The sequence below is a fragment of the Alkalibacterium kapii genome, assembly GCF_007988865.1.
GTDB lineage: Bacteria > Bacillota > Bacilli > Lactobacillales > Carnobacteriaceae_A > Alkalibacterium > Alkalibacterium kapii.
The window spans coordinates 1-11,753 of sequence record NZ_BJUY01000031.1 but is presented as its reverse complement, the minus strand read 5'-3'; the positions used below and the strand labels follow the sequence as shown (position 1 = coordinate 11,753).

The following is an 11,753-nucleotide window of genomic DNA, read 5'->3' as shown; positions in this document are numbered from 1 at the left end:
ATATTAGAGGTATCTTGCCGTGTGTACTTTTCGAACCAGTCTGCGGCGTTGAGCCAGTCGATATGCCGAATGTCTTTTAACAAAATGCGCTTCAGCATTCGATCTCGCTGCTCAATAAAAATGGTATCATCCTTAACTCCCACAACAAAGCCTTCAATATCTTTCAGATAGCTTCCGTTTTTAATAACATCGAGTTGGATACTAAGCGGTTTTTTATTTGAGTAACTGCGATATAAACACGCACTGATTTCTTTTAATGACTGTCTGGGTTTGGGGGAGATCTGGATTTTATGCTTAGCTGCGCTTTGCCTTTTCAGTGCTTCAGCATGATCAGAAAGCATCAATCCGATCCACTTCATCTTTCCTCTGTCTTTATAGCCTAAGGCATCGGGAGAAAGTTTAACATCCTCTTGTTCCATGTCCTATTCCTCCTTTTTTATCTATTATGTAAATTAATCACAATCAGTCATCGCTTTTTCCTGCTCGATGTCCGCCCAGTAGTTTATCCCGCTGGATAGCCATTCCGCCCCGAGCCAGGCTGCTGGCGTGAAGGAGGGAAGTATACCCGTATTTTCTTCGAATAGAGTCAATCGTTTGGTCTAGGTCTTCCTGATTTATAAGTGTTTCAGTACTATCAAACAAAGAAAGTTGCAGCGATGACTTGTGGCTGATTTTGCCAAAAGTCACATTCACTACGCGGACAGGGAAAGGCTCATAGTAACGATTGAAAATAATCAATAGCCCTTCGATAAGCTTTTTGGAAAAATCAGTTTGTTCGATCAATAGTTGATGACTGAAACCGCGCTCTACGACCTCTTTTGAATAACCGATGCTGAGTTTGACAAGGCCAGCAGTTAAATGATGTTTACGCAACCTCATGGCATTTTCTTCCGCCATTTCACGAATCACGATTTCTACTTCGTGCTTTTCGACATAATCTCTGTTCAAGATCTGATTTTTGCTGAAAGATGTTTCTTTAGGTGTAAAGGTGTCAGATAAGCGTGTGCGGTCGATACCGTGTGAATGGAAGAAGAGCTGTTCTCCAATCACACCAAATCGTTTTTTTAGTTTTTTTACATCGTATTGAGAAAGGTCATAGATCGAATGAATACCTATTCGCTGCAAGTGTTTCTCTGTTCGTGAGCCGATCCCCCAGAAGTCTTTCATGGAAGCGATATTCCAAATTGTTTCAGGAACATCATCATAGTGCCAGGCAGCAATGTAATTACTGCTTGGATCATGTTTGGCGTCATGGTCCAGAGCCAGCTTTGCGAGCAGTGGATTGTCCCCGATACCGATAGTGACCACAAGCTTCATCTTTTTCCAAATAAGGTACTGGATTTTTCTGGCGATATCCTCAGTCGATCCAAATAAGCCATGTGAGTGAGTGACATCCAAAAAAGATTCATCGATACTGTACACATGGAGATCAGGATCAGCAACGAATTGTTTGAAAAGAGAAACGATCTCCAGATTTTTTTCGACATACAAAGCCATCCGGGGTTCAACAACTTCAATAGACGCATTTTTAGGGATTTCATACACACGCGTCCCGGTTTTAACGCCATAAAGTTTTTTTACTAAAGGAGAGGCGGCAAGAACGAGGCCACCGTTGTTGTCAGGTTTACTGACGACCGCGATCCTAGCTTCGAGGGGATGCTGCTTTCTTTCCACAGCCTCAACGGAAGCAAAAAATGATTTAACATCAATACATAAAATGTCTCTACGGGGTTCATTAGAGTAATCCATTCTTTGGACCATCATCCAGCCTCCTTACGGGAATGTACGTTTGTATTAATTATAAGAACACTTGTTCGTCCCGTCAAGGGGAACACATTTCAAAATAAAGATAAAAACAAAAGAAGTTGCCCGCTATCCTTGAGACAGCAGACAACTTCGCCTAATTAAATTTATTTAATTATTTTCCTTCGACGTAAGGAATAGCTTTGACGGTAACATCCATGTTACCTTTGGTTGCCTTAGAATATGGACAGAACGTATGTGCTTTATCAGCTAATGTCTGAACTTTTTCTTCAGGCATATCTTTCATGCCGACTTCGATTTCAACGCTTAACTTGAAACCGCCGTCTTCAGGGTCTTTATGCAGATGAACAGTCAATGTGACTTGGGAATCGTTGTCGATATTTTCTTCTTCTTTATAATGGTCTAAAGCGGCGTGATAACAGGCACTGTATCCCATAGCGAAAAGCTGCTCGGGGTTTGTTCCATTACCTTCGCCTCCCATTTCCTTCGGTACATCGATATTTACTTCGTATGAATGATCGGGTGAGTGACTTTCGCCTGCACGTGCACCTGTATTGACGGCAGCAGTAGTGTATACGATTTTTTCTGACATAATTGACTCTCTCCTTTTCATTATTCTATTATCTAGTATAACAATAAGGGGGAACATACCCAAGTTAAAGGTTTATATCGTTATCGGTCCAGCGCATAAGTATTAATAGCATGGGCAACACCGTGATTATTATTGGAGGCGGTAATAACATCCGCCACCGCTTTTACTTCATCCGTCGCATTTTCCATGGCCACACCGATTCCGGCAAAGTCAACCAGATCGATATCGTTTCCGCTGTCCCCAATAGCCATTACTTGTTTTCTGTCTATATTCAAGTGTTCTGCTAAAGCTTTGACTGCTTTCCCTTTGCTGGCTTTTTTATTTAAAATCTCAAAGTAATAAGGTTCACTGCGCAAAAGAGTATAATTCTCCCATAAACTTTCAGGCAGACGAGCGATAGCCGCTTCTAAAACAGGCGGCTCGTCGATCATCATCATTTTGTTGTAAGAACTTGACGGATCCATTTCCCCAGGTGTCCGGTAGAATAAGGGCAGACCGATTATAAAAGCTTCCCGGACGGTATATTTACTGATATCCTTATTCGGAGTAAAGACACCTTCATTATGGATCGCATGGAAGTGAGAACCCGCTTCTCTAGCCGTTTTTTCCAGAAATAGATAATCGTCATGTGTCAGGGTGTAATCAATGATTTTTTCTTCTGTATGCGTGTTTTGAACCAGTGCCCCATTATAAGAAATAACGTAATCATCGGTTTCATTGAGTTCAAGTTCCTCGATCAGAGAAACAACACCCGGGAAAGGTCTTCCGGTACAGAGAACGACACGGATATCTGCCTGTTTAGCGGCATGTATCGCTTCCTTTACTTCTTTTGTCACTTTTCTGTCCGTATTAAGTAATGTGCCGTCAATATCGATGGCAATGAGTTTTATAGTCATAGTTTCCTCCATTAATTCAGTCTTTCGGATGCGTGATCGCACCATTTTTAATGTAGTGCTGAAAGGCATCATATTCTTCCTGGAACATATTGATATTGGCGATCTCTTTTTCCAAGAACTCCTTCGGTACAAACAAACGATGGTCTCCATGCAGAATGCCGCTGAGTGATTTGACGATCGAGCTGACCGTACTGATTTCTACCAGTGTCCCATCGGAATGGATGAGCTGGATCGGTGTTTTACTTTTCAATTTATAATCATACGGTAAGTCAGAACTGCTGTTGGTCATCGTGTAGAGATTTTTATCATAACTTAACTTGCCCACAATATCCCGCAGTATTTCAACGATCTCGTCATCCTGTCCTTTTTCGAATACAACGGATTTGAGCGGCTTTCGGTTAAGAAACATACCTGCCAGTTCACTCAAGTAAGCATCATCGCTTTCGGTCCAGAGAATGATTGCCGTTTGAAGGACACCGTCATCCAGTTTCAAGTAATCTGAAAGGGTGGCTGCTTCTTCAAAAAAAGGCACAAGAAGGGGGAATACTGGAAACAGGGCTCCTTCATGATAAAGCTGCTTGGCCCGGTAAAGCAGACGATCGAGCGTGACTTCCATTCCCCGTGAAGCCGGGTGAAAGTAGACTTGCATATACATCTGGAAACGACTGACAATATAATCCTCGACAGCGTGAAGACCTTGATACTGGAAGGCGATTCCGTCTTTATAGGGACGGATGACACGCAAAATACGGGATAAATCGAAAGCTCCATAGGTTGCTCCTGTGAAAAAAGCATCGCGCTGGAGATAATCCATTCGGTCAGCATCGATCTGACTGGAAATAAGCTGAACGACTTGCGGATTGCTGTGCTGTTTGGTGATGACGCTGGCTACCTGATTGGGAAAATCCAGAGAAACGCGTTTCAAAATAGCATTCACTTCTGTTTCTTCGGAGAGAATAATATCCGTCGTGATGGCTTCATGATCTGTTTCAAATATTTTCTCGAACGTATGTGAAAAAGGGCCATGCCCAATGTCATGCAGCAAAGCCGCACATAAGGTGACGAGACGCATGCCTGGATCCCAGTCGTTTGGATAATTGCGATCGAACATATCAACGATGCGACGCGTTATTTCATATACGCCCAATGAATGAGAGAAGCGCGAGTGCTCAGCTCCGTGAAAAGTGAATTGCGTGGTCCCCAGTTGCTTGATGCGACGCAGCCGCTGGACTTCCTTTGAATCGATCAAATCAAGAATCAACTGGTGCCGCACATGGATATAGTCATGAACCGGATCTTTAAAGACCTTTTCGTTAACGAGCCGGTCTGATTTTTCGAATGAATGGACACACATATCTTTATCTCATCACTTCAACTTCTGCATCAAATGACTTAGAAGGTGCCTATGAAGTGAAAAGAACTCCTTTCTCTAACCTCCAGCACTAAGGGGTAATTGTGGCAGCATTTTTTTGTTGCGCTTGGTCATTTTTTCTAAACCTTCCATATAATCTGATTGAACAGAAGGGGGGAAGGTGGCCTCCTTTAATTCTATAGACGCCTTTAAAAACAGAGACTTTATACGCTTTTTAACGTCTGAAACGGTGAAGGAATGAGCCAGAGCATGTTCCAGTGTCGTCATCACTTCTGGTTTTACAGTGGGGAAATGCCATTTTGTTTCAGTACCTTTGAGACCATGATCGTAAAGGGTTTTGATTATTTCGGCGCGTTTTTTCTGGTCACCGTTGACACTTAAATAAATCATAATGGCAATCCCGCCATTCAACCGTCTTTGAGCGATCCCGGCAATTTTTCTTCCATTAATACTCAAATCATAGTCGCCGGGACAATAAGAGTCAGGGATCTCATACGCGTCGATCTGTTCAGGAAAGTCTTTAAAAGCTTTCTGAATGATCTGGTGCATCCGGTCGTATCCTTCATTGATTGAGAGCCGTTCATCTTTTTCTGGAAAAATAAGCGTGAAATTAAGTACCCCCTCATCACTGATCACAGCCAGTCCACCGGAATTTCTTACCAGATAGGGATAGCTAAAAGAAGACAAACTTTCCAGTGCTTCGGTTAAAAAAGGCAGTTTCGTATCCATCATGCCCAAGATAACATAAGGTTCAGTGGTCCAGAAATGCAGAATCGGCTGGTTTTTTTCGCCAGCTTCTTTGATCAAAGCATCTGTCAAAGCAAAAGGAGCATATCGATGAGTGGTATAGATTGAGGGAACTTTATCATAAACCAGAAATTCATTTCCTGCAGTTAAAAAATCGAGAGAATCAGTCATTCAACTTCCGTCCTTGTCCGTTATAAGTATTATTTAATCAAGTATACCAAAAAGAATAAGCAAGTGTGATGATTACTGAAGAATTCTTAACAAGAAGAGAAGACACATTTATGCTAAACTAATAGAGAAGGATTTGTTATAATTAAATAGTAAGAAATAATCTCAAAATAAATGGGAATGCATTTCCATTCAGAAAGCAAACCCATTACAGTAAAAATCAATAGATTCAAGGAAAGGAAGGAATGAGACAGATGCCTTCAGAAAAAATTAAAAATGGCTTGCCAGCTGAAATTAAAATGGAAACGTCCTATGTTCAAAACGGAGAATCACACCATCACTCATTTGAGGAAGCTGGACGTGTCGTTTACATGAACAGCAGCTACTACATCCGCTTTGAAGAAGCGCATGAGGAGGGAGCGATACCGGTCACGCTGAAAATCAATCCGGATGGCGTCGTTCAACTGATCAGACGTGCAGAGCAGACGACTCGACTCGTTTTTGACAGTACGCAGCCCACTGAATCAAACTACCGGACACCAGCTGGGATCATTCCCATGACAGTGAGAACAGAGGATATCAGAGTAAGCTACTATGACCGGCCATTTGCGGGCCGCATTTATATAGACTATTCCTTATCAGCGAACAGACAAAAATTAGGCGACTATCAAATACGATTGCGTTTCACCACGTAATCATGTAATATAAGTGAGCTCAAACAAATGTTTCAGAAATTAAAAAGTTAAAAGACCAAGACGAATGAGAGGACGTATAAGTCGTGGAATTAATCCAATTTAAAGATCAGAACAAAGAAGAATTAGCTATGGTCGAAGTCGCACACGCCATATTACAGACAACAGGACAAGTGAAAGACTTCAATGATTTACTAGCTGAAGTTGCGGACTACCTTAACCTGTCTGATGCAGATCTGGAAGAAGGCATGGTCCAGTTTTATACTGACCTGAACATAGATGGCCGCTTTATTTCGCTGGGTGACAACCGCTGGGGACTGCGCAACTGGTATCCCATCGATCTGATCGATGAAGAAAATACCCATAATAACGATGAAGAAGACGAAAAACCGCGTCGCAGAAAGAAACATCTCGGCTTTGATGAAGATATCGAAGACGAAGAGTTTGAAGAAGATGAGGATGAAGAAGACGAAGACGATGACGAACCAATCAAATACGGTGACCGTGTTGCAGTGGATGAACATGGCGTCATGGTTGACGAGGAAGACGAAGAAGATCTAGGCGAATATAAAGATGACCTGGAAGACCTTGACGACGTCGAAGACGATGAAGAGCTAAAAGGCCTAAATATTGTCGATGACGAAGAAGTCCTAGGCGATGACGAGGAAGACGAAGAAGAATAGATTTTAAAAATAGTTTATAAGAAAATCGTGCCGGTATGTTTTAACGAACATGCCGGCACGATTTTTGTTTATTTAAAAAGAGTAGGGTTTTTCTCGTTGAAATTAAATGGTCGGATTGCACTACCATTTTAACACTTCTAGTATTTATTGGTATATACTAAGTATAGATAAAGAATAAATTCAGTAAGAGAAAGGATGTAAAACACGTGTATTCTTCGGTTTTATTCTTTATAAGACTGGAGATATTAAAGTGTATTAAGAGGAGTTTGTTATCGTGAAAAAAATTGCTGTTCTTTTAATTTCTCTCCTTACGCTATCTTTAACACTGCATTTTTTCACACAAAAAAACGAAGATGTAAGATCAGATACTTTAAAAGTTCTAACGTTAGGTGATGAAAGAAACAATTCTGATGATTTGTTTTTGTACGATTCTATAAACCTAAATCAGTTGACTTCAACTGATTTCAAAGAATCAAATTATTATAACGCCGACTCATTATTTATTTATCCTGAATACTTTTCTAAAGTATCCACTAAGAGATATAGAGAATCGCTTCAAGAAATATCCAAAAGGATTCCTATAATTTTTTTGGAAGCTAGCGAATTTAAAGCTGTTTTATTATTTAATACAGACTTGGAATATGAAAAGACAGTTGCTGATTCTGGGTATAACGAAGAAATACAATCTATCTATTATTTACCTGATCAAGATGTGTCAATGTTCAGATTGAACAGTTTCAATGAAGAAGGGAAAATAGAATTACATTCTGCGCTCAAAAACATACTTTCTTCTAAGACTTATACAGAGTATTTAAAAAAATAAAGATTCTGAATAAAAAGATCTCGAAGAACAAACTTTTAATTTACGGGAGCATTTAACAAGTATTGATTGATGGTTGCCGACGTTTGATTAAACTGAGAAGATAGAAGCAATAAAAATCTGCAGTTGATTGATAATAAGGTATCGTAATCGTTGAATCCTATTCTGATGGAAATTCCAGGGGTGAAATGGCTATCTTTCTGGCTCATGCTGCAGGGACAGTTACAATCAAAATAGTGATTGACAAATCGGGATCTCGCTTCAATGAATACAGAACAGAGGGGGAAGATGTGCTCACGGCAACAACAATAGGAGAGCCATTCCTGGAGGGGCAAAACCTCTAGGACGGCTCTCCTTTTTTGTGTTTTTCTATCAAACGCTTTCTATACTTGACCATATTCTCGTAATGATCCTCTTCATCCACCTGTTCGTATATTCTTATATGTGAAAGCGTCTCTTTTTTTGAAGCGAAAGGAGGATCCGACAATTCTCCCGCAAGGGAAAGCTGAAAAGAAGCCATTGTTTTCCAGTAAATGTTTTCATAACTGGACAGTTCAAAGAGTTCTTCTTTCAGTGGTTCGATCAATTCGAAATGACCATACTCCAGACAGTAGGAGCTCATATTCAGTAAGAAACTCCCGTATAGTTCTTTCTTGTCTTCAACAGCAGTCTTGTCGTTCTTTTCTAACCGTTTTTTGATTAACTGGATAAAGTCAAGATCAAAGTACCAGATTGAATTGCTGAAAACTGAAAATTCAAAATGACTCCAATTTTCTACTTTATTCAAGTATTTCTTTACACTAGTAATGTCACGTTTATGCGCTTGTTTAAACGTTTCATAACTGAAAGAATCAGTCAATTGAGAAATGATCCGTTCTGAATGGAGATAAAGATTGAACCAGTAAAAGTCACGGGTCGATGTATACAGAGTAAAATAGTCCTGTTTCTTTTGCTGGAGTTCTTCTATATCTTCTGTGATAATGCTTTTCTTAAATACAGAAAATTCTGCTCTTTTACTGTCGAAATCGTCTGAAATCATACTAAAATAAGTATTGATACGGATGTTCAATCGGTCCAATAGCTTTGAACATAGCTCCACAGAAAGATGACTGCCTTCGTTTTCAAAGGTGGCCAGTGTACTTCTGGCACAGATACCTTCTGTTAGTTTCCTCTGACTTATTCCCCGTTCCTCACGCAGCTGTTTAAAACCTTCACCACTCCTCAAAATAACACCTCCGAAAAATTAAGTGGTCGGATTACACTACCATATTAACATATTTTACGTTGGTTGAAATATAATTATTGGAGTAAAAAGTTGAACCCATAAAAATTTTTGAAAAACAAGTTCTTTTCAATTTATTGAAGAAAACTGTAGCTAAACCAAACCACAAATAAAAAATCTATGATAGCGATGAATTTATAATTGTTTAAGTATTCAACCATTCCTAAGATGAAGAGTAAGAGTATTGCTACAGCTTCTACATATCGAGACAATGCTCCATTTGACCCTATAAAGGCATAGATTCCACAAGGCACTAAAAAAACTGCTATAATATAACGTGTTTTTCTAATCTCAGATTGATTTAAGTTACTAATTTTTTTCATTTTCAAACTCCTCTTCTGATAGTTAAACTTAATACTCTTATCTGTAAACTAATGTTGTTATACTTAAATAGCACTAATAAAAAGATACTAAAGATGGATAAAGAACTTTGTTTCTCTACAAATATAAAAAATTTTCTTTTTTATACCTATTTTTAGTGTATACCAAGAAAATAAAAAGTGTGTAAGTGGTAGTGTAATCCGACCGATTTGTAGTATTTAAAAATAGAACCTTTCAAGAGATAAACCTCCTAGAAGATTTCATTCGTGGGTGATTTATTAAGTGATTTCCATAAATCTTTATGACAATAATAGTCGGGTCAGACTATTATTGTAACCTTCGCTAGTATATACTGATTGTAAGGAGGAGATTCGATGTATTTGATGTTATCGATGTTCATAGCGATTTTTTTAGTGGTTGTATTATTTTTTTTAGGAAACTACGGTTTAATAATCGGAATCGGGATTCTGCTGGGCATATTCTTTAGAATAGTCTTTTTATTGGAGAAAATAAGCAAGGATATTGACGTAAAAAATAAAGTAAATAGAGCAACCAATGGTAATAAGGTACATAAAAATGTGCTGTGAATTGTATCCAGCAAATGAGTAGTTTACGACATCATAATAAAAACACTAAATACACTGGCTAAAAAAATATAAATTCAAGAAATTAGAGTAGAATGAGTAAAATTTTAGATAGCAAAACAACATTATAGACATTCACACTAGTTTTATTGTGAAATTTTGTTTATAATGGATAGTGAGTCCGAGTGCGTATCTCGGTTTTTAAACGTACGCAAAAATTTTAGGAGGCTACACACATGGGTCAATTAGTAAGTATGACAGAAATGTTGAACAAAGCGTTGAAAGGTAAATACGCTGTTGGACAATTCAACATCAACAACTTGGAATGGACACAAGCCATTTTACAAGCAGCAGAAGAAGAAAAATCTCCAGTTATTCTAGGTGTTTCTGAAGGAGCAGCTAAATACATGGGCGGATTCAAAGTTGTTACTGCGATGGTCAACGCATTACTTGATACAATGAACATTACAGTTCCTGTAGCTGTTCACTTGGATCACGGTTCTTCTCTTGAAACATGTACAGCAGCAATCGATGCTGGTTTCTCATCAGTCATGATCGACAACTCAAAATTCCCGATCGAAGAAAACATTAAAGCAACAAAAACAGTTGTAGAATATGCTCACTCTAAAGGGGCATCTGTTGAAGCTGAAGTCGGAACTGTCGGTGGTACTGAAGATGGCGTAACTGGCGGTGTTATGTATGCCGACCCTGAAGAATGTAAACGTATGGTTGAAGAAGCTAAAATTGATGCACTAGCAGCAGCTTTAGGTTCTGTTCACGGTGACTATGAAGGTGAACCAAAACTTGGCTTTGACGAAATGAAAGAAATTTCTGAATTGACAGGTGCTCCTTTAGTCTTACACGGTGGATCTGGAATTCCAACTCACCAAATCAAAAAAGCAATCGAATACGGTCATACTAAAATCAACGTGAACACTGAATTACAGCAAGTATGGGCAAAACGTACACGTGAAGTGATTGCCAATGACGACAAAGTTTACGATCCTCGTAAAATCGTTGGACCTGGTAAAGAAAACATCACGGCTGCAACAAAAGCTAAAATGAAAGAATTTGGTTCTTCAGGACAAGCTTAATCAAATAAGCGTAAAGAAAGTCATTTGAACGATTTTTTTCTAAACTGAACGAACAAGCACCCTTCAAGACGATAAACCAATCGTTTTGAGGGGTGTTTTTTATTTATTTAAAAAGTCCCGTGAAAATAGTGATAAATTTCTTCTTTGAACAATATTAATAGTATTGAGATCAAATTATAGTACTATACAGGTCAGTAGAGGTGAGATGGAAACGGTAAAAGCACGTACGCAGCCAGAGCTACTAACGATTTTAAAAGCACTGGAAAAGCGAATAACATTACCAATAAAGAATAAACAGCATATTCTTGGTATGGAAAAAGGTTAAGAGGGTGAAAAACTATTTGATTTGCTGGTCAATGCATCTATACAGTCGGATGTGCTTTCCATAAATGACTTGCTGATTATAACGTCTAAAAACTTATAAATAGGTTCATAATAGGAACTCAAAGTGATAGCCTGTACTGAGTTGCGGTTATGAAGAGAGATAATAGGAACTCAAAGTGACCGCCTGCACCGAGTCAGGGTTATCGAGAGATATAATAGTAACTCAAGAGGACGTTCTGTGCTGAGTTGGGGTTATGAAGAGACATAATAGGTACTCAAGGTGACAGCTCGTACTGAGTTACTATAATAACCAGCAATAACCAGAACCCAACCGGCATCGAATCGATGAGTTGAGCAAATAAATCCGAACTCATACAAAGCGCCGATATATAAGCCCAGTATAACTAGAACAAG

General features: G+C 39.0%; 13 protein-coding genes. 5 read left to right on the top strand and 8 right to left on the bottom strand.

Features of this window, described 5'->3' with window-relative positions:
- The 6 genes from AKA01nite_RS08550 to AKA01nite_RS08525 form a co-directional block, all read right to left on the bottom strand.
- Positions 1-419: hypothetical protein (locus tag AKA01nite_RS08550; protein ID WP_146924907.1), on the bottom strand; the 419-nt coding region annotated here is incomplete at its 3' end.
- 43 nt (positions 420-462) lie between these two features.
- A complete protein-coding gene (locus tag AKA01nite_RS08545; RefSeq protein WP_222592503.1) occupies positions 463-1,764 on the bottom strand; it encodes a Y-family DNA polymerase in 1,302 nt (433 codons plus the stop codon).
- A gap of 154 nt (positions 1,765-1,918) precedes the next feature.
- Entirely contained in the window at positions 1,919-2,356 is a 438-nt protein-coding gene (locus tag AKA01nite_RS08540; RefSeq protein WP_146924906.1) for an organic hydroperoxide resistance protein, read from the bottom strand.
- An 80-nt stretch (positions 2,357-2,436) separates the two neighbouring features.
- Complete coding sequence (gene yidA, locus AKA01nite_RS08535) at positions 2,437-3,252, bottom strand: sugar-phosphatase (RefSeq protein ID WP_146924905.1); 816 nt, start codon at positions 3,250-3,252, stop codon at positions 2,437-2,439.
- A 16-nt stretch (positions 3,253-3,268) separates the two neighbouring features.
- Entirely contained in the window at positions 3,269-4,606 is a 1,338-nt protein-coding gene (locus tag AKA01nite_RS08530) for an HD domain-containing protein (RefSeq protein WP_146924904.1), read from the bottom strand.
- A gap of 75 nt (positions 4,607-4,681) precedes the next feature.
- Positions 4,682-5,542, bottom strand: coding sequence for a lipoate--protein ligase family protein (locus AKA01nite_RS08525; RefSeq protein ID WP_146924903.1), 861 nt, complete (start codon positions 5,540-5,542; stop codon positions 4,682-4,684).
- Positions 5,543-5,793: 251 nt separating this feature from the next.
- On the opposite strand from AKA01nite_RS08525, the gene AKA01nite_RS08520 reads away from it, so the two are divergent.
- From AKA01nite_RS08520 to AKA01nite_RS08510, 3 genes are all read left to right on the top strand, one after another.
- Positions 5,794-6,234 carry a YwiB family protein gene (locus AKA01nite_RS08520; RefSeq protein WP_146924902.1) on the top strand — a complete coding sequence of 147 codons (441 nt, stop codon included), beginning with the start codon at positions 5,794-5,796 and terminating at the stop codon, positions 6,232-6,234.
- 83 nt (positions 6,235-6,317) lie between these two features.
- Positions 6,318-6,914 (top strand): DNA-directed RNA polymerase subunit delta, encoded by a 597-nt coding sequence (rpoE, locus tag AKA01nite_RS08515; protein ID WP_146924901.1) that lies wholly within the window; start codon positions 6,318-6,320, stop codon positions 6,912-6,914.
- Positions 6,915-7,188: 274 nt separating this feature from the next.
- Positions 7,189-7,737, top strand: a complete 549-nt coding sequence (locus AKA01nite_RS08510) for a hypothetical protein (protein ID WP_146924900.1) — start codon at positions 7,189-7,191, stop codon at positions 7,735-7,737.
- Positions 7,738-8,074: 337 nt separating this feature from the next.
- On the opposite strand, the gene AKA01nite_RS08505 is transcribed toward AKA01nite_RS08510, so the two are convergent.
- Together AKA01nite_RS08505 and AKA01nite_RS08500 are read right to left on the bottom strand one after the other, a co-directional pair.
- Complete coding sequence (locus tag AKA01nite_RS08505) at positions 8,075-8,959, bottom strand: Rgg/GadR/MutR family transcriptional regulator (protein WP_146924899.1); 885 nt, start codon at positions 8,957-8,959, stop codon at positions 8,075-8,077.
- Positions 8,960-9,090: 131 nt separating this feature from the next.
- Positions 9,091-9,339, bottom strand: coding sequence for a hypothetical protein (locus AKA01nite_RS08500; RefSeq protein ID WP_146924898.1), 249 nt, complete (start codon positions 9,337-9,339; stop codon positions 9,091-9,093).
- Between the two features lie 372 nt (positions 9,340-9,711).
- Between AKA01nite_RS08500 and AKA01nite_RS08495 the strand changes: the two genes are divergently transcribed.
- A complete protein-coding gene (locus tag AKA01nite_RS08495; RefSeq protein ID WP_146924897.1) occupies positions 9,712-9,924 on the top strand; it encodes a hypothetical protein in 213 nt (70 codons plus the stop codon).
- 233 nt (positions 9,925-10,157) lie between these two features.
- Complete coding sequence (fba, locus tag AKA01nite_RS08490; RefSeq protein ID WP_146924896.1) at positions 10,158-11,015, top strand: class II fructose-1,6-bisphosphate aldolase; 858 nt, start codon at positions 10,158-10,160, stop codon at positions 11,013-11,015.
- Positions 11,016-11,753: the final 738 nt, after the last annotated feature.

What these genes read in the sequence shown, in the direction of transcription:
- AKA01nite_RS08495 (WP_146924897.1), top strand. Translation starts at nt 9,712, where the DNA reads ATGTATTTGATGTTATCGATGTTCATAGCGATTTTTTTAGTGGTTGTA.
- AKA01nite_RS08540 (WP_146924906.1), bottom strand. Translation starts at nt 2,356, where the DNA reads ATGTCAGAAAAAATCGTATACACTACTGCTGCCGTCAATACAGGTGCA.
- AKA01nite_RS08545 (WP_222592503.1), bottom strand. Translation starts at nt 1,764, where the DNA reads ATGATGGTCCAAAGAATGGATTACTCTAATGAACCCCGTAGAGACATT.
- AKA01nite_RS08525 (WP_146924903.1), bottom strand. Translation starts at nt 5,542, where the DNA reads ATGACTGATTCTCTCGATTTTTTAACTGCAGGAAATGAATTTCTGGTT.
- yidA (WP_146924905.1), bottom strand. Translation starts at nt 3,252, where the DNA reads ATGACTATAAAACTCATTGCCATCGATATTGACGGCACATTACTTAAT.
- AKA01nite_RS08500 (WP_146924898.1), bottom strand. Translation starts at nt 9,339, where the DNA reads ATGAAAAAAATTAGTAACTTAAATCAATCTGAGATTAGAAAAACACGT.
- AKA01nite_RS08520 (WP_146924902.1), top strand. Translation starts at nt 5,794, where the DNA reads ATGCCTTCAGAAAAAATTAAAAATGGCTTGCCAGCTGAAATTAAAATG.
- fba (WP_146924896.1), top strand. Translation starts at nt 10,158, where the DNA reads ATGGGTCAATTAGTAAGTATGACAGAAATGTTGAACAAAGCGTTGAAA.
- AKA01nite_RS08530 (WP_146924904.1), bottom strand. Translation starts at nt 4,606, where the DNA reads ATGTGTGTCCATTCATTCGAAAAATCAGACCGGCTCGTTAACGAAAAG.